The organism is Methylobacterium durans (assembly GCF_003173715.1).
GTDB classification, from domain to species: Bacteria; Pseudomonadota; Alphaproteobacteria; order Rhizobiales; family Beijerinckiaceae; genus Methylobacterium; species Methylobacterium durans.
On sequence record NZ_CP029550.1, the window covers coordinates 516,644 to 533,662 of the forward strand.

At 65.3% G+C, this 17,019-nt stretch carries 14 protein-coding genes; 3 read left to right on the forward strand and 11 right to left on the reverse strand.

Going from position 1 to position 17,019, the window contains the following annotated elements; all coding sequences use genetic code 11:
- Positions 1-2: 2 nt before the first annotated feature.
- The 8 genes from DK389_RS02350 to hemA all read right to left on the reverse strand — a co-directional run bounded on the left by DK389_RS02350 (position 3) and on the right by hemA (position 11,294).
- A complete protein-coding gene (locus tag DK389_RS02350; RefSeq protein ID WP_109887265.1) occupies positions 3-2,321 on the reverse strand; it encodes a heavy metal translocating P-type ATPase in 2,319 nt (772 codons plus the stop codon).
- Between the two features lie 26 nt (positions 2,322-2,347).
- Positions 2,348-2,863 carry a FixH family protein gene (locus DK389_RS02355; protein ID WP_109887266.1) on the reverse strand — a complete coding sequence of 172 codons (516 nt, stop codon included), beginning with the start codon at positions 2,861-2,863 and terminating at the stop codon, positions 2,348-2,350.
- Positions 2,864-2,865: 2 nt separating this feature from the next.
- Positions 2,866-4,389: a cytochrome c oxidase accessory protein CcoG gene (gene ccoG / locus DK389_RS02360; protein WP_109887267.1), complete on the reverse strand. Its 1,524-nt coding sequence runs from the start codon at positions 4,387-4,389 to the stop codon at positions 2,866-2,868.
- A 107-nt stretch (positions 4,390-4,496) separates the two neighbouring features.
- Positions 4,497-5,378: a cytochrome-c oxidase, cbb3-type subunit III gene (gene ccoP / locus DK389_RS02365; protein WP_109887268.1), complete on the reverse strand. Its 882-nt coding sequence runs from the start codon at positions 5,376-5,378 to the stop codon at positions 4,497-4,499.
- A 3-nt stretch (positions 5,379-5,381) separates the two neighbouring features.
- Positions 5,382-5,531 carry a cbb3-type cytochrome c oxidase subunit 3 gene (locus DK389_RS02370; protein WP_109887269.1) on the reverse strand — a complete coding sequence of 50 codons (150 nt, stop codon included), beginning with the start codon at positions 5,529-5,531 and terminating at the stop codon, positions 5,382-5,384.
- A gap of 4 nt (positions 5,532-5,535) precedes the next feature.
- Positions 5,536-6,282, reverse strand: coding sequence for a cytochrome-c oxidase, cbb3-type subunit II (gene ccoO, locus DK389_RS02375; protein WP_109887270.1), 747 nt, complete (start codon positions 6,280-6,282; stop codon positions 5,536-5,538).
- A 60-nt stretch (positions 6,283-6,342) separates the two neighbouring features.
- Complete coding sequence (gene ccoN, locus DK389_RS02380; RefSeq protein WP_418292094.1) at positions 6,343-7,986, reverse strand: cytochrome-c oxidase, cbb3-type subunit I; 1,644 nt, start codon at positions 7,984-7,986, stop codon at positions 6,343-6,345.
- A 2,033-nt stretch (positions 7,987-10,019) separates the two neighbouring features.
- Positions 10,020-11,294, reverse strand: coding sequence for a 5-aminolevulinate synthase (gene hemA, locus DK389_RS02390; RefSeq protein WP_109887273.1), 1,275 nt, complete (start codon positions 11,292-11,294; stop codon positions 10,020-10,022).
- A gap of 390 nt (positions 11,295-11,684) precedes the next feature.
- Between hemA and DK389_RS02395 the strand changes: the two genes are divergently transcribed.
- The 3 genes from DK389_RS02395 to hmpA all read left to right on the forward strand — a co-directional run bounded on the left by DK389_RS02395 (position 11,685) and on the right by hmpA (position 13,962).
- Positions 11,685-12,041: a hypothetical protein gene (locus DK389_RS02395; protein ID WP_109887274.1), complete on the forward strand. Its 357-nt coding sequence runs from the start codon at positions 11,685-11,687 to the stop codon at positions 12,039-12,041.
- Between the two features lie 352 nt (positions 12,042-12,393).
- The gene (locus DK389_RS02400) at positions 12,394-12,609 is read left to right on the forward strand and encodes a hypothetical protein (RefSeq protein WP_109887275.1); all 216 of its coding nucleotides are present in this window, start codon (positions 12,394-12,396) and stop codon (positions 12,607-12,609) included.
- A gap of 141 nt (positions 12,610-12,750) precedes the next feature.
- Positions 12,751-13,962 carry an NO-inducible flavohemoprotein gene (hmpA, locus tag DK389_RS02405; RefSeq protein ID WP_109887276.1) on the forward strand — a complete coding sequence of 404 codons (1,212 nt, stop codon included), beginning with the start codon at positions 12,751-12,753 and terminating at the stop codon, positions 13,960-13,962.
- A 312-nt stretch (positions 13,963-14,274) separates the two neighbouring features.
- Here the strand turns inward: hmpA and DK389_RS02410 are convergent, their stop codons facing one another.
- From DK389_RS02410 to DK389_RS02420, 3 genes are all read right to left on the reverse strand, one after another.
- Positions 14,275-14,577, reverse strand: coding sequence for a c-type cytochrome (locus tag DK389_RS02410; protein ID WP_109887277.1), 303 nt, complete (start codon positions 14,575-14,577; stop codon positions 14,275-14,277).
- 63 nt (positions 14,578-14,640) lie between these two features.
- Positions 14,641-16,332: a SulP family inorganic anion transporter gene (locus DK389_RS02415; protein ID WP_109887278.1), complete on the reverse strand. Its 1,692-nt coding sequence runs from the start codon at positions 16,330-16,332 to the stop codon at positions 14,641-14,643.
- A gap of 73 nt (positions 16,333-16,405) precedes the next feature.
- Positions 16,406-16,678, reverse strand: coding sequence for a helix-turn-helix domain-containing protein (locus DK389_RS02420; RefSeq protein ID WP_109887279.1), 273 nt, complete (start codon positions 16,676-16,678; stop codon positions 16,406-16,408).
- Positions 16,679-17,019 lie beyond the last annotated feature (341 nt).

Sequence of the window (17,019 nt, forward strand, 5' to 3'; positions counted from 1 at the left end):
GCTCAGGCGGCAGAAGTCACGAGGCGGGCTTCAGGCTTTGCATCGACCGCGGTATCGACACGCTCCGCCCCATCGCCGACCCTCGCACGCAGAGCGTTCAATGTGACCACAAGCGAGGAACCCGACATCGCGAGCGCGGCAATCAGGGGCGTCAGGAGGCCTGACGCTGCAAGCGGAATGGCGATGACGTTGTAGGCGGCTGCCATCCAGAGGTTCTGAAGCATGAGCCGCTTGGCCTTGCGGCCGGTCGAGAGCACGGCCAAGACAGGTGCGAGGTTCCTGCCGAGAAACAATGCGTCGGCGGCCGCTTGGCTGACATGGGCCGCGGTCACGGGGGAAAGCGAGGCATGTGCAGCCGCAAGAGCCGGTGCATCGTTGAGCCCGTCGCCCACCATCAGCACCCGCCGGCCCGCGCGACCGAGCGCCTCGAGCCTGGAGATCTTATCCTGCGGTGCAAGACCGCTCTCCCACTCGGCCACGCCCAGGCGGCCAGCGACGGAAGCGACGGCGGATGCACGGTCTCCGGATAGGATCACGACTCGGCGCCCTGCCGCCCGAAGAGCCGCAATCACGTCGACCGCGTCAGGGCGGACTTCCTGGCGCACGGCGAAGGCCACAGGTGCCGTGTCCCCTGCGCGAAAGCAGATGACGGAGGCGTCCGGAATGGCGTCGAGAGCTGCCGCGGCGCAAAGTTCGGCATCGCAGAAGCGCGGCGACCCGAGGCGTAGTTCCACGCCGTCGACGAAGGCCCGTACGCCGAGCCCGGCCGCCTCCTGCGCTCCAGGATAGGGCTCAGCGGGACTTGCGGCTTGCGCAAGGGCGGCCGCCATCGGGTGGCGGCTCGACCGGGCGAGACGGGCCGCCTGCGCCAGTGCACCCACGTCTACGTCAGCATCGGCAAGGGCGGGCTCCGGAAGAGTCAGCGTGCCGGTCTTGTCGAACACGACCGTATCGATCTCGGCAAACCTCTCGAGCGCCGTGCCGTCGCCGAGCAGAACGCCCTCGCGGAACAGGGCCCCGGCCGCTGCCACCTGAACCGCAGGGATCGCTAGGCCGAGCGCGCAGGGGCATGTGATGATTAGCACCGAGACTGCAGCAAGCAGCGCCGCATGCCAACCGGCACCCACGGCGAGCCAGCCGACGAGTGTCAGGGCAGCGGCCGCGTGGACCACCGGCACGTAGAGCCGGGTGGCCTTGTCGGCGAGCACGAGGGCGCGCGAGCGGACCTCGAGGGCTCTCCGCATCAGACCTTCCACCTCGTCGAGCAGCGTTGCGCCCGCCGCGGCCGTGACCTGAACCGTGATGGCACCGTTGCCATTGAGAGCGCCCGCATAGACCCTATCACCGCAACGGACCGTCACCGCCGCAGTCTCGCCCGTGACAAGGCTCTGATCGAGATCGGAGGCTCCACGCTCGACGGTGCCGTCGGCTGGCACGCGCTCCCCCGGACGAACCAGGATGCGGCAGCCAGCGAGAAGTTCGCCTACCGGCACCTCGCGCACGCTTCCGTCCGCCTCCACACGCGCCGCGGTCTCGCAGCGGAGCGTCGCAAGGTTCTCGGCGAACGCCCGCGTGCGACGGCGCATGGTCTGATCGAGAACCCGACCGATCAGCAGGAAGAACAGCAGCATGATCGCGCCGTCGAAGTACGCATGTGCCGCCCCCGACAGGGTCTCGACGACTGACATGATCAGGGTCAGCACCACCCCGAGGGTGATGGGGAAATCCATGGTCACCCGACCGGCACGCAGGCCCCGAAACGCGCCCTCGTAGAACGGCCGTCCGGCATAGGCCGCCGCCGGCAGAGCAATCACGGCCTGGATCCAGTGGAAAAGGTCCCTGTTCTCTGGGGCCATGTCGGAGACGTTGCCGGCCCAGACGGAGATCGCCAGCAGCATCACGTTCATCGAGGCGAAACCGGCGACCGCCAGCGCACGGACGAGACGGCGCATCTCGGCAGCTTCCGCGTCGGGTGGCCGTCCGGGATCGAAGGGCTGTGCGTTGTAGCCTAGATCGCTGAGCGCTCCGATGACACCACCGACGTCGGGCTCCGCATCCGGCGTCCACTCGACCGCGAGGCGCCGATCCGAAAAGTTGAGGCGGGCCCGAGCCACGCCCGGCATTCCAGCAAGGCCGTGCTCGATCGTGGCCATGCACGCTGCGCAGCGGACGCCTTCGACGGCGAACTCGGCACGGGCGGACCCATCCCGCGCCCGCGCGACGAAGGCCTTATAGTCCCTGGCGAGCGAGGGCTTCGTGTTCGCCTCGCTCCAGGAAGCATGGGCCTCGACGTAGGCCAGCGCCATGTCCGTGCAGCACATCGCCCGTGTCTCCCAAACTTCCCCGATCAGCGCAGGACGATGCGGCTCTTGCGCCGATAGTCGTCGCCGTCGGCGCTCAGGACGTCGACGACGAGATCCCATTGCCCAGCGGACACCGCGTCGAGATGCGCGACGTAGTCGCCAGGGGTGGTCTCTGCGAGCGCGATCGTCAGGTCGCCCCGCTTGTCGGTCGGGCGTTCGAGGCGAGCCCGCAGACGCCTGTCGCCGAGCGGCTGCCCGTGCCGGTCCCGCAGAGTCACAGCGACCACCAGACCGTCACTACCCTCACGCTCCGTCCGGCTCTCGAGGTGCCAGCCCCTCTCGCCTTGCCGGCGGGCAAGCCGCAATTCCTCGTTGTAGCGCTGGCTCGCTTGGTAGGGGGACGCCACCTCGAGGCCGGACCATGTCCGGAAGGCCGAGGTGACGAGGAGCGCGTCGGCGCTCGCGATGGTGCCAAAGAAGGCAATGAAGATCGCCAGCACCTTGCCGCCCGTCAGACGGAAGCCAGAAGCTGATCTGCTAGGAACGGCCGGAATGTTCATGATTAAGGACCTTTGAAGTAATCGTTCGCGGACGCGCCCTCGCCCGTCTCCGGGTCGGCGAGACGGAAGGTGACAGGAACCGAGGCGGCGAGCTTCGCGCCTGCGGGAGCGAACAGGAGGACGCGGAATTCCTGAGTCGAGTCCGAGGTGACGACGAGATCGTCCGGCGTGCCGCCCACGACTTCGAGCCGCACCTCGGGCAGGCCGTCGACGGCGAGGCTCAGCCTACGTTGGGCCAGTCGCTTGTTCACGACGCGAACCGTGTACCCGTTGCGCACGGAACCATCCGAGAGGGTCACGAACAGCGGATTGCGGTCATGCAGGACGCTCAGCCCGGTAAAGCTGCGGGTCGCGAGACTGTAGAGCATGAAGCCGCTGATGGCCGCTACGAGCACGCCGTACAGCACCGTGCGCGGCCGGACGATGCGCAATACCGGCGGCAATCCCTGCGCTCTGCGGCGAACGTTGGCCTCGGTGTCGTAGGCGATCAATCCGTGAGGCCGCCCGAGCCTGCCCATCACGGTATCGCAGGCGTCGACGCACAGGCCGCACTGGATGCAGTCCATCTGCAAGCCGTCGCGGATGTCGATACCGGCCGGGCATGCGGTGACGCAGGCGAAACAGTCCACGCAGTCACCTGCCGGTTGAGCGGCCGCGCGCAGCGCCGCCGTCTTCTTGGCCGAAGTGCGCGGCTCGCCACGATCGCCACGGTACAGGATGTTGAGCGAGTGCTCGTCGGTCAACGAACCCTGAATGCGGGGCCAGGGGCACATGTAGGTGCAGACCTGCTCGCGCATGTGTCCGGCGAGGAGGTACGTCGTGGCCGTCAGCGTGAATATGGCTGCGTAGGCGACCGGCGGGGCTTGGAAGGTGGCGAGCTGCGCGACCAAGGTCGGCGCGTCCGCGAAGTAGAGAACCCAAGCGCCGCCGGTCCACCAGGCGATCAGAAGCCAGATCGTGTGCTTCATCGTGCGCAGAGCGAGCTTCTCGACCGTCCATGGAGCCGCGTCGAGCTTGAGTCGCTCGCGCCGGTCGCCCTCGATCAGCCGCTCAATCGCCAGGAACAGATCGGTCCAGACCGTCTGCGGGCAGAGATAGCCGCACCAGACCCGACCAGCGACGGCGTTCATCAGAAACAAGACGAGAGCCGCAAGGATCAGGAGGCCCATCACGTAGGTGACGTCCTGAGGCCAGAGCTCGATGGAGAAGAAGTGGAAGCGGCCCTTATCGAGATCGAGGAGCACCGCCTGAGAGGGCTCCCCCGGTCCTCGGTTCCATCGCAGGAAGGGCACCAGGTAGTAGACGCCGAGCGTGAGGGCGAGCAGCACCCACTTGATCGTCCGGAACGTGCCTCGCACCGCCTGCGGCTGGATCTTCTTCCGGGCCGCGTAGAGCGCTCCGTTCGGATCCGGAATGACCGCTCGTGTGGCATTCGCACCGAACTTCTTCGTGCGCTCTGCTCGGGTCGCGGAAGCGGCAGGGAGCGTGGAGGCGGGAGTCTGGCGGTTGGGCTGAACCAGCGACATCGTCGTCCTTCCGGCCGGCTGACGAGCCGGCGCCGACGTCGTCTAGGGCTATGCTTGGACGGCTGCTTTGATCTCGCTCAAATGAGCCTCGGCAGCCGCCCCTCCCCCTACTTTCCGCCGCCGAGGCCGTGCACGTAGACGGCGAGGGACTTGATGGTGGCCTGATCAAGCCGCCCCTCCCAGGCAGGCATCACGCCCTTGCGGCCGTTCGAGACCGTCGCGGCAACCTGTTGTGGCGACGATCCATAGAGCCAGATCCGGTCCGCGAGGTTTGGCGCACCCAACTCGGGATTGCCCTTGGCGTTATCACCGTGGCAGCCCGCGCAGTTGCCGGCGAACACTTCGCTTCCCTTCTCCAGGTTCGCCCCGGGAACACCAGGTCGGTCGGACAAGGAGAGGACATAGCTGGCCACCGCCTCGACCTCGGCCCGCGTCAGGACGCCGTCACGCCCGAAAGCTGGCATGTCGCCCACATGGGCCTCGCCGTTGCCGGAGCGCGCACCGAAGCGGATGGAACGCTCGATCTCCTCGGGCGTGCCGCCCCACAGCCAGTCGTCGTCCTGCAGGTTCGGATATCCGGTCCTTCCCGTGGCGGAGGTGCCGTGGCAGGCGGCGCAGTTGTCGCCGAAGGCAGCCTTGCCGGTCGCAAGCGCCAGCCGCAGGAGGGCAGGATCCGCGCGAATCTCGCTAACCGACGCGCTGGCGAGTTGCGCCTGACCGCGCGCATCCCGCTCCTGCCGGACGGCTTCGACTTCGGCGAGTACGCTCTCGCGTTGCGAGTAGCCGAGGACACCCGCGGTGTAGCCGCTCACCAGCGGCCACGCCGGGTAGGCGACCCAGTACCCAACGGCCCAGACTATGGTGGCGTAGAGGCCATAGAGCCACCAGCGCGGAAGCGGGTTGTTGTACTCTGCGATGCCGTCCCATTCGTGCCCTGTTGTCTCGGGCGCGGAGGGCGGCTGTCGGTCGGGATGGGCGGCGTTGGCCACGGCTCAGTCCTCATTCAAGGGAAGATGGGCGGCCGCTTCGAACCGGGTCCGGTTGCGCGGCCAGAAGGCGTAGAGAGTGACGGCGGCGAAGATGCCGACGAAGTAGAGGAGTCCGCTCGTCTGCGCGAAGCTCGCTGCAGTTTCGTAGCTCATGGCCTCACCTTAGGTTCTTCTTGTCTTCGTAGATCTTGAAGTCGACCATGGTGCCGAGCACCTGCAGGTAGGCGATCAGCGCGTCGATCTCCGCGGCCTTGGCCTTGTCCCCGCCGAAGTCCCGGACGTTGGCGCCGGGATAGCGGCGCTGCAGGTCAGCTGCGCCGACGCCGTCCGGATCGAGCTGCGCCTTCAGATCGGCTTTGGCCGAGGCGATCATCTCATCGGTGTAGGGGACGCCGACCGCGCGGTTCGCCTTGAGATCCTCCGCGATGGCGTCGGCGTCGAGGGGGCGCTCCAGGAAGGCGTAGGCGGGCATGATCGAGGCCGGCACCACGGCGCGCGGCTCCTTCAGGTGCTCGCGGTGCCACTGGTCGGAGTACTTGCCGCCGACACGCGCGAGATCGGGACCTGTGCGCTTCGAGCCCCATTGGAACGGGTGGTCGTACATGCTCTCGGCAGCCAGCGAGAAGTGACCGTAGCGCTCGATCTCGTCGCGCATGGGCCGGACCATTTGGCTATGGCAGAGGTAGCAACCCTCGCGAATGTAGATGTTGCGGCCGGCAAGCTCGAGCGGTGTGTAGGGACGGATCCCCTCGACCTTCTCGACGGTGCTCTTCAGGTAGAACAGCGGTGTGATCTCCACGAGCCCGCCGATGGCGACGACAATGAGAGCGCCGATGAGCAGGATGATGGAGTTCTTCTCGAAGATCGCGTGCCTCTTCCAGAGGCCGGGCTGAGCGGTGGCCATGATGATGATCTCTGATGTGCGGGATCTGGATGCGGGGACCGCGGTGCGGCCCCCGTTCGGTCACTCGGCGGGCACGAGAGCCGGCTCGACCTCGGCAAGCCCCTCGGGCTCGTTCTCGATGGCCGTCTTGCCCGCGATGGTCATGGCGAGGTTGTAGGCCATGATCAGCGCGCCGATCAGGAACAGCACTCCGCCGAGCGCACGCACGAGGTAGTAAGGCTGCATTGCCTCCACCGTCTCAACGAACGAGTATTCGAGGAAGCCGAGTGCATTGTAGGCGCGCCACATCAGACCCTGCATAATACCGGCGACCCACATCGAGGAGATGTACAGTACGATGCCGAGGGTCGAGACCCAGAAGTGCCACTCGACCAGCTTCAGCGAGTAGAGCTCGCGCCGATTCCACAGCCAAGGTACAAGACAGTACAGGGCGCCGAAGGAGATGTAGGCGACCCAGCCTAGCGCCCCGGAATGCACGTGGCCGATGGTCCAATCGGTGTAGTGCGAGAGCGAGTTGACCGCCTTGATGGACATCATCGGGCCCTCGAAGGTCGCCATGCCGTAGAAGGCTAGCGACACGACCATGAAGCGCAGGACGGGATCGGTCCGGAGCTTGTCCCAGGCGCCCGACAACGTCATGAGGCCGTTGATCATGCCACCCCAGGACGGCATCCAGAGCATGATCGAGAAAGTCATGCCCAGCGTCTGCGCCCAGTCGGGCAGCGCGGTGTAGTGCAGATGGTGCGGACCCGCCCAGATGTACATAAAAATCAGGGCCCAGAAGTGGATAATCGATAGCCGATACGAGTAGATCGGCCGTTCGGCCCGCTTTGGGACGAAGTAGTACATGATCGCCAGGAAGCCGGCAGTGAGGAAGAAGCCGACCGCATTGTGGCCGTACCACCACTGAATCAGCGCATCCTGCACGCCTGCGAAGATCGGGTAAGATTTAGAACCGTAGATCGAGACTGGCATCGCGAGGTTGTTGACGATGTGCAGCATCGCAATCGTCACAATGAAGGCGAGATAGAACCAGTTCGCGACAAAGATGTGCGGCTCCTTGCGCTTCCAGAGCGTCGCGAGGAACACGAGGAGATAGACGACCCACACGATGGTCAGCCACAGATCGGCGTACCACTCGGGCTCGGCGTACTCCTTCGACTGGGTCACGCCCAGCAGATAGCCGGTGCCGGCAATCACGATGAAGAAGTTGTAGCCTAGCACCACGAACCAGGGTGCGAGGTCGCCCGCGAGCCTCGCGCGGCAGGTGCGCTGCACGACGTACAGGGACGTGCCGATCAGAACGTTGCCGCCGAAGGCGAAGATGACCGCCGAGGTGTGAAGCGGCCGCAGGCGTCCGAAGCTCGTGTACTCCAGCCCCAAGTTCAGGGATGGCGCCCACAGCTGGAAGGCGATGATGCAGCCGACTAGGAAACCCGCAATGCCCCAAATCATGGCGGCGATGGCAGTGAATTTGATCGGGCCGAGATTGTAGTTCGGCTTACCTGCGATCTCCTGCAGAGGCGCATCGGGCCCGCGGTTCTCGTAGCGCCAGAAGATCGCGGCGATTCCTGCAATGGCCGCAAGGCCCGCGAGTCCCATGTGGAAGCCATAGGCTGCGTCGAGCGCGTGGGTGGACGCGATTGCACAGAGGATAGCGCCGGCGAGAAGGGTGAGACCTAGGCCGGCCTCTCCTTCCGTCATGTATTTGGTTGCGGGTATCGCGGCCATGGCTCTTCCGATTCGCCTCGCGCAGGATTGGATGTTCCCGCCCTACGGTCGGGCTCGCTCCCAAGCCTTGATTTGAATCAAACGGCCGCGGTCACTGCGTCGTCTGGAACTGGGACCAACTTGCGAGCACCGGCGCATGCGTCTGGTCCGACCGTTGGCGCGTCCGACGCTTTTGTGCTGGATCAAGGAACTTCGGAGATGGAAGGAGCGAGTCTCGCGTCAGCGTGAGCCAATCTCGGACCGGAACGATGACGCGCCTCTACTCCGCACACCCGCTGGATCCTGCCGCAGCCGATCAAGCGTACCCTTTGCTGAACCTGCGGCATCCTGGGCTGTCGCTCCGGAACTGGCGTGCCGTCGTTCGGCGCCTGTCACGCGGCTCACGGGCCAGGGGTGGCCTGATGGTGGTGCGGAACGCTCGCGGAGCTGTCGTTGCCGTCTTCTCCTATCGAATTGGAGAACCGCTCGTCGGAGGAGTGCTCCTGCGCGTGACGGACGTAGTCATATGGGGCGCCTGCCGGGTGACGCCCTACCCACTGCCGTTGCAGCCTGCGCGGAGCAACTCGCACGCGACCTAGGCTATTCTCGGGTCGTCATCGAGTTCTCGGATGACGCTCTGTCGGACGGCGAGGCGGGCATCCTGCACGCGGCCGGGTACGAGAGCCGCGGGCGCCTGTTGGCGCGAGGCGCAGTGGTCGGCCGGGCCGCGGTCGAATTGGCGTGCATTCCCGCAGTCCGGTCGCATTGACCATCCTGAGGCCGATTCCCGGCGCGATCGCACTGCACTCGTTGGACGGCGCAATACGGCAAGCGGCGGCTCGCTCCCGCGCTGGGGTGTTGCTGCTCCTCTCTCAGCTGCAATCAGATTATGCGCATCGTTCGACCGCATACGGCCGATTGTGTTGAAAAACTCCTCAGCACGGACCGAGGTCTCTACGGCTAGTGGCTGCCGCTCGCCGCTGTCCCAGGTGTTGTGGGTTCATGCCCTCAGAAGAGGGTCAAACGGAGTTTTTCAACACAATCGGCCCAATTCTGTCCATTCATATTGTTGCGAGCGCTTTCCTGGGGCGCCGTCACAGACGCGGGTGACCACGCCAGGGTCTTTGATCCAGCTCAAAGCCTTCCGGCCGCCCCTATGGAAATTGAGCGGCGCTCGCCAAAAGGAGGCATTGACGAACCCGACCCCAGTAGCCACAGTGCCAACCAGCATCTAGGTATTCGCTGCGCTCTTTACTTCTGTGGTCGCCGCCCTGGGGGCATTCCTGATAACAACCTACTCGGTTCTTGTCACGCTTACCATGTCGGCATCCAGCATCATCAGCATCGACGTGTTCATGATGATTGTCGCTGCGCTGGCACTGGTTCCTCTCGCAGGCGGTGCCGTTACCGGCTGTCTGGCCTGGGCGGATCGGGCCCAATAGGAACGTTGCCAGTGGATTGGCGTGGACAAAACGTACAACGTTCAGCCCGACTCCACTTCCGCTCGCATCCAGTTCGCGGGCGAATGCGTGGTGCGCTCGTCTGCATCCGTGCGCCAGTGTCTCTTTTGCTGCTTCGGCCTGGCCCAATAGAACCGGATATCTGACAATTCGAGTGCGACCTCAGCTTAGCGGGGGGTTCAGGGCGGGAAGCTCTGACATTTCCGTCGGAGTCAATCCGCCCTGGCGATCTCGGATGATTAGAGTGCAATTACGATTATCTTCGCCCACCCATACGATAAATAGCCGGAAGAGATAGGGCAGCGCCGCCGGAAGCCGCTGTGCAGATCCAGTGGCTCCAGCGGCTCCCTGCCGGTTTTGTGACAGAACAACTATTATGGGTGGCCCGGCTCCGCGTTTCCCTCGGGACCGGGTCCGCACCCAGGCAAGACATCTCCGCGTTGGCGGCGGTCGGCAGCCGCAAGTCAGGATTCGCGGAGGGTTTAATTCCCGAAGCGACCGTATGGTCGTGTCGGGGACGTGCCGATCCGCTCATCCTTCTTTTGCTCGTTGCCGCGCCACACCGCCCTACTCGGCAGCGACGTCGAGAGCGGTGCCGGTCCGGGGAATGCCGAGGGTGTCCCAGGTCTCGGCCAGCGCCGCGGTGAGCCGGGCGATGCTCGCCTCGTCGTGGAAGGGCGAGGGCGTGATGCGCAGCCGCTCGGTGCCGCGCGGCACGGTCGGGTAGTTGATCGGCTGGATGTAGATGGCGTGCCGCTCCAGCAGGTGGTCGGCGGCCGCCTTGCACAGCTCGGCATCGCCCACCATCACCGGGACGATGTGGGTCTCGGTGTGCAGCACCGGCAGGCCCGCGGCCTCCAGGGCCGCCTTGGTCCGGGCGGCCTGGCGCTGATGCGCCGCGCGCTCGGCTTGCGAGCGCTTCAGGTAGCGCACCGAGGCCCGGGCGGCCGCGGCGATGGCGGGCGGCAGGGCGGTGGTGAAGATGAAGCCCGCCGCGTGGCTGCGCACCGCGTCGCAGACCAGGCTCGAGCCCGTGATGTAGCCGCCGACGCAGCCGAAGCCCTTGGCGAGCGTGCCCTCGATCACGTCGACCCGGTGCATCACCCCGTCGCGCTCGGCGATGCCGGCGCCGCGCTCGCCGTAGAGGCCGACCGCGTGCACCTCATCGAGATAGGTCATGGCGCCGTAGCGGTCGGCGAGGTCGCAGATCCTGCCGATCGGCGCCACGTCTCCGTCCATCGAGTAGACGCTCTCGAACGCGATCAGCTTCGGCCGGTCGCCGGCCTCGATCAGCAGCTCCTCAAGATGCACGAGGTCGTTGTGGCGGAAGACACGCTTCTCGCAGCCCGAGTGGCGCACGCCTTCGATCATCGAGTTGTGGTTGTAGGCATCCGACAGGATCAGGCAGTTCGGGATCAGCTTGGCGATCGTCGAGATGCCGGCTTGGTTCGAGACGTAGCCCGAGGTGAAGACGAGGCCCGCCTCCTTGCCGTGCAGATCCGCGAGCTCGCGCTCGAGATCGACGAGCGGCGAGTTGTTGCCCGCGATGTTGCGGGTGCCGCCCGCACCGACGCCGCAGCGCTCCGCCGTGCGGGTCATGGCGCCCACCACCTCCGGGTGCTGGCCCATGCCGAGATAATCGTTCGAGCACCAGACCGTGATCTCCCGCACCGATCCGTCGGGCTTGCGCCAGTTGGCGGTTGGGAAGCGGCCGGCGATGCGCTCGATGTCGGCGAAGACGCGGTAGCGGCGCTCGCCGTGCAGCCGGTCGAGCGCGGCGCGGAATAGGGCATCGTAGTCGGTTGCGTTCCGGCAGCGTCCGACCAGGGTCAGGGCGGCCATTTCCGTGTTCACACCAGAGCGCATTCCCCTGACCTTCCCTACTGACATTGGCGGTTGCCCGTCGGTAATCCGAAGCGGTAGTTCAGAGCGGATGCCCGCGTGCGAGAGGCGGCACTGACCGCTCTAATCCGCTGCCATCCTGTCCGAAGCGCAGGGCAATGCGCGTTGATCTCAATCAATCCGTCCCGGAAGCAAGATGGCCAACAAGTTGGCCCACCCCTGCGTCGCAAGGCAGAGTTGCGCGGCCCCTCCATCCATGAGGGCACCTACTCTTACCTAATACTGGGGCGCGCCCCGCCTTGATGCAAATCAAGGCCAGCGTGGCTGCTGCGGCGCACAAGGCCGCGTCCGGTACGGTCGCTACCTACCCGACCTCCAAAGGATACAACCATGCGCATCACGACCCTCATCCTTGCCTCCGCCATTCTTGGCTGTACGGCATTGTCGGCCCTCGCAACGCCCTGCGCGCAGCAGATCGGCGCCCTGGAGCGCCGCCTCGACAGCATCGGCGCCGTGCGGGTTGCCGGTCTTGAGCCTGGCCACACCTTGACGACAGGCTCGATCAAGGCGCTTCCACAGCCCCTTGCGGAGCAGCCGAGTGAACCCCGGCTCAAGCCGACCCGCGAGAACGTTTTGGCTGCCCGTACGCTGATCCAAGAGGCCGCCGCCGAGGACCGCGAGGGCAATCAGCGCGCTTGCGAGAACATCCTGACGGATGCCAAGCGCCTCATGGGTGCCCTGCCCTAAGGCGTCGACGAGCTTGGCGCCGACTCGGGTGGCCCGATGCTGGTGCAACCCCGGCAGGCGGAGGATGGGCTCCTCCGCCGGTGAGGGCCGCCCCGATGGGCGAACGTTGCCGTCATGAGACATCGGCGGTGCGGGCTGCCCCGCGACAGGCGAAGCCGGCGGCTCATTCGCGAGCAGGCCGTGGCGGTAGATCGGAATGGAGATACGCGGTGCATTGTTCGGTCGGGTCGTCACGATGCCCTGCGCAAGCGCATACGCACCCGGCAGCACAGGGCGGCTCTTGAGCTGGATCAAGGCCGCACCGGGTGCCTCAGCTATGCTCGCCCGGTCCGACGCAAGAGGAGCCGGCGCGATGCGAAAATTTCTCGTCACCTTCCACAAGGTTGTCAGCGACGACACCGGCCACGATCACAGGGTGGTGCAGCAGCGAGCGGTGGTTCGCGCGCATTCGGACGTATCGGCCCTCTACGAGGCCAAGGCCCTCTTCTGCCGGCACATGGGCATCATCGACTGGAGGCTGCGCGCCGACACCTGTGACGTCGCCGAGATCGTGGACATGGCGGCCTGAAGATGCCGCGGCGGGCGGACAAAGAGGGTCTGTCGTCGAGGGCGGCTCGAACGCCTCTCGGGAGAGCAGCGGCCCCAAGCCGCCACATGTCGACACGATCTCGGCGGTTCGACACCCAGCAACTCAGCTGCGAGAAATCCCATGACAGGTTCACTCAGCGACACAACCATTCACCTCGTGAAGGCGACGGTTCCTGCTCTGCAGGAACACGGCCTCGCCGTCACGCGGCGCATGTACGAGCGCATGTTCCAGAACCCCGACATCCGCGATCTCTTCAATCAGTCGCACCATGGTGAGACCGGCTCGCAGCCCAAAGCACTTGCAGCGGCCGTCCTGGCCTACGCCCAGAACATCGACAACCTCGGTGCGCTTGCTCCAGCCGTGGAGCGCATCGCGCAGAAGCATGTCGGGCTCAACATCTTACCCGAGCACTACCCGCACGTGGCCGAGGCGCTGCTGGGCGCCATCAAGGACGTGCTGGGCGCGGCCGCGACCGACGAGATCCTCGCCGCCTGGGGAGAGGCCTATTGGTTCCTCGCGCACGTGCTGATCGGGCGTGAGACCGCAATCTACGGGAGTCATGCCGCAGCTCCAGGCGGATGGAAGGGGTGGCGCGCCTTCAGGATCGACGGCCGGACGCGTGAGAGCGAGATCATCGCGTCTTTCGTTCTGCGTCCGGAAGACGGTGGACGCGTCCTGCGGCACCAGCCCGGGCAGTATCTGACCTTCTGGATCGACATCCCGGGCCAGCACCCGCTGAAGCGCAACTACAGCATCTCCAGCGCGCCCAGCGAGGAAGCCTACCGGATCTCGGTCAAGCGGGAGCCCCACGGCATCGTGTCGAACTGGCTGCACGACCAGGTGCGGGAAGGACAGATCCTGAAGGTGGCGCCGCCGGCGGGCGAGTTTTTCCTGAACGAGGAATCGCCGCGGCCGGTCGTCCTCCTGAGTGGGGGTGTCGGCCTGACGCCTATGATGAGCATGCTGGAGACCATCGCGAGCCAGCACCCGAACGTGCAGGTCCAGTACGTGCACGGCACATTGAACGGCGCGACGCACGCGATGAAGGAGCAGGTGAGGTCGCTGGCACAAGCTCACCGGAACATCACGGCCACAACCTTCTACGTCGAGCCGCGGCCGGAGGACCGCCGGGGGCAGGACTACGACCATGCCGGCTTGATCAGCGTGGAGTGGCTTCAGGCGAATACGCCGCTTGGCGAGGCGGACTTCTACCTGTGTGGCCCGCGCCCCTTCCTGAGAACGTTCGTGAGCGGTCTGGCCCTTGCTGGCGTTCGCTCGGACCGCATCCACTACGAGTTCTTCGGCCCTGCCGACGAGTTGCTGGCCGCCTGAGGAAGGCTCGCAGCGGGAAGCTCGTTACATGCGCAGAGCACTCACGTCAGCGGCTGTCCCGCCACATAGCTGCAGTCTCCTGCAACGCCATATTGCGCTTGGGTGGACGAGGGCCGCCGCGAGTGGGCCAGGGGCCTTATGCTGAGCAGCCTCGGCAGCATGTGCGGGAGGTCTTCGCCAAGCAGGCCCCCGCGGCGGAGAAGCGGCAAGACAGCCGCGTGAGGTAACCCACCCCTAAAAGGCAATCCGCGCGCGAAGCTTCAGAGCCGGGATTGATGCGCCTCCGAAAGATTTCACACCGGCCTGAGCAGCTTACTTCTCGAGCGTCTTCAGGTAGGCAATCACGTCGTCCACTTGGCCTGGATCTAAGCTGAACTCCGGCATGGACGGATGCCCAGTCGTGATGCCCTCAGCCAAAGCTTCGGCCAAGTTCTCGACCGGATAGCGCTCGTGGAGGGTGCGAAACGGAGGCGCCTCTGCGAGGGGGCTGCTCCCCACGCGCCCGACAGCGTGACAGCGGGCGCAGTTGGATTGGACGAAGGCCGCGCCACGCTGAGCATGCGGCTCCAGCGCCCGCGCCGGATTCTGCTGCAGAAGGAGTGCCGTCCCCAGCATCACCGATGTCGATAGGGTAGCGCCGCGACCTTGCTTCATACAAACCTCCCCCTCCGTGAGCGCCTATCTCTCTGCTGCTGTGAGCGCGCTTGCCACACTTGATCGGAACCGCACGCCAGGTGGCTTGACGCCGTGGGTCAACAGGGCCCGCCGAACAGTTGGCTGAGCACCTGCAATGTACACCGTCGCTCCCTGCCGTCGCGCTTTGCGCGCAAAGCCCTCGATCGTGGCGGCTGCCGTCGAATCGAGGAACGGCACACCCGAGAAATCGATGATGTAAGCCCTGGGGTGCTCACCGATGCGGTCGAGGGCAGCTCCCACAGCGGCTGCAGCGCCGAAGAAGAACGCCCCTGAGATCCGGCAGACCACGACATCCGGGTCGCTCGCAGTCGAACAAGGGCCAGAAGCATCCAGACCCACGGCGGCAGTATCAGGCCTGTCCTCCTCAATCATCGGCTGCGGGCGCTCGACATCGACCGCCTGTGCCATGCGATGCAGGAACAAAAGAGTCCCAAGGCCAAAGCCGACCAGAATGCCTTCGGTGAGGTCACGAAAGACGACGAGCAGGAACGTCGCTAGCACCACCACTGCGTCACCACGCGAGGCGCGGATGAGCGTCCCGAACTCATGCTTCTCGGCCATGTTCCAGGCGACAACAGCCAGAACCGCCGCCAAGGCAGCAAGCGGGATGAAGCTCGCGAGCGGCGCGGCCACCAGCATGAACAGCAGCAGAAAGAGCGCGTGCAGCATGCCCGCGACGGGGCTGCGCGCACCGGAGCGCACGTTGGTGGCTGTCCGAGCTATGGTGCCGGTGACGCAGAGGCCACCGAACAGGGCCGAGGCGACATTGGCTGCTCCCTGCGCGACGAGCTCGCAGTTGGAGCGATGCCGGCGCCCGCTCATGCTGTCGGCTACGACGGCCGAGAGCAGGCTCTCGATCCCACCGAGAAGTGCGAAGGAGAGAGCAGCTGGCAGAACCGCTGCGAGTTTCTCAAGCGAGAGCGCAGGCAGATATGGGGCTGGGAGAGCACGCGGAATGCCACCGAAGCGGCTGCCGATCGTCTCAACCGGCAGATTTGCGGCCCAAGCCAGACCCGAGGCTAAGCCGACTGCGATCAGGAACGCGGGCCAGTGCGGACGATATCGTCGCACGGACACGATCAGCCCAATAGCGATCACCGCGGTCAGTACAGCCGCCCAGTTGGCCGTTGGCACTGCCTCAACCAGTGCCTGAAGCTTCGGGACAAGCTGTCCTGGCTCCTTGCCTGCAAGCGTGAGCCCGAGCAGCTCCTTGATTTGGCTGACGAAGATGATCACCGCGATGCCTGCGGTGAAGCCGATGGTGACAGGATAGGGAATGTACTTGATGAAGGTGCCGAGCCTTAGGAGGCCGATAGCCAGCAAGATCAGCCCGGAGAGCAAGGTTGCGAGGATCAGACCCTCGACGCCGTGATGCTCCACCGTGGCAGCCACCAGAACGATGAAGGCACCAGCGGGACCGCCGATCTGAAACCGGCTGCCGCCGAGCGCGGACACGATGAAGCCGCCGACGATGGCTGCGTAGAGGCCCCGATCTGGGGTAACGCCGGACGCAATCGCGATGGCCATGGAGAGCGGCAGCGCAACAATCGCGACGGTCAGGCCTGCAACGGCGTCGGCCCGGAAGTCGCTCAGCCGATAGTGCCCCTGCAGAGTTGTGACGAGCTTCGGGGTGAACAGCTCGAGGAAGGTTGGCTGACGGCTCCGAACCATCATCTGCGTTGGCTCCTGATCGCGGCGGAGACGCGGGCCGAGAAGGCCAGGCGCGCCTGTCGCGAGGACTGGGAGGTCAGGCTGGACCGCCGGTCGGGCTCTTTGGCTGCATGAGGCGGACGCCACGGCCACCTTCTCGGCTGATCATGTTGTCGCTGATCAACTCAATGCCGGCACGATTGAAGGCTTCGACGACCTTGGTGAGCGTGTCGACGACGCCCCGAACGTTGCCGTCGCTGGCTTCCATGCGCTGGATGGTCGGCAACGAGACGCCGGACAGCTCGGCGAGCTGGCGTTGATCGATGCCCAGCAGAGCTCGTGCGGCACGCATCTGAGCGGCGGTGATCATGGCAGCTTACCCACGGCCATCTAGATGTACAACGGGGTAGGAGTGATGTCTACAACATCAAAGCTAATGAGCGGTATCTGAGCGCTCTCGCTTTTGCCCCGGCACGCCGTCCCGAAGGTAGGGCAATGCCCTGGTTGAGATGCTGCCCGGATGTCCTTCCGCATCAAAGAGGCAGTAGCGGCGTTCGGGTACCGAGCCTCAAACTGCGAAAGCAGGGTCGCGCTTCCACGGTCAGCACCCCGCGCGAGTTATTTTTGAGCGACTTGATTTGAATCAATACACACCGTCACAGCTGCGATAGGAGCTGTCGCACTCGACAGCAGTCTAATTCCGCATGCCTG

Bases quoted from the DNA above. Each gene is read 5' to 3' on its own strand.
- hmpA (WP_109887276.1), top strand. From the start codon at position 12,751: ATGACAGGTTCACTCAGCGACACAACCATTCACCTCGTGAAGGCGACG.
- DK389_RS02400 (WP_109887275.1), top strand. From the start codon at position 12,394: ATGCGAAAATTTCTCGTCACCTTCCACAAGGTTGTCAGCGACGACACC.
- DK389_RS02350 (WP_109887265.1), bottom strand. From the start codon at position 2,321: ATGTGCTGCACGGACATGGCGCTGGCCTACGTCGAGGCCCATGCTTCC.
- DK389_RS02420 (WP_109887279.1), bottom strand. From the start codon at position 16,678: ATGATCACCGCCGCTCAGATGCGTGCCGCACGAGCTCTGCTGGGCATC.
- DK389_RS02415 (WP_109887278.1), bottom strand. From the start codon at position 16,332: ATGATGGTTCGGAGCCGTCAGCCAACCTTCCTCGAGCTGTTCACCCCG.
- DK389_RS02355 (WP_109887266.1), bottom strand. From the start codon at position 2,863: ATGAACATTCCGGCCGTTCCTAGCAGATCAGCTTCTGGCTTCCGTCTG.
- DK389_RS02395 (WP_109887274.1), top strand. From the start codon at position 11,685: ATGCGCATCACGACCCTCATCCTTGCCTCCGCCATTCTTGGCTGTACG.
- DK389_RS02370 (WP_109887269.1), bottom strand. From the start codon at position 5,531: ATGAGCTACGAAACTGCAGCGAGCTTCGCGCAGACGAGCGGACTCCTC.
- ccoO (WP_109887270.1), bottom strand. From the start codon at position 6,282: ATGGCCACCGCTCAGCCCGGCCTCTGGAAGAGGCACGCGATCTTCGAG.
- DK389_RS02410 (WP_109887277.1), bottom strand. From the start codon at position 14,577: ATGCTGGGGACGGCACTCCTTCTGCAGCAGAATCCGGCGCGGGCGCTG.
- hemA (WP_109887273.1), bottom strand. From the start codon at position 11,294: ATGGCCGCCCTGACCCTGGTCGGACGCTGCCGGAACGCAACCGACTAC.
- ccoN (WP_418292094.1), bottom strand. From the start codon at position 7,986: ATGACGGAAGGAGAGGCCGGCCTAGGTCTCACCCTTCTCGCCGGCGCT.
- ccoG (WP_109887267.1), bottom strand. From the start codon at position 4,389: ATGTCGCTGGTTCAGCCCAACCGCCAGACTCCCGCCTCCACGCTCCCT.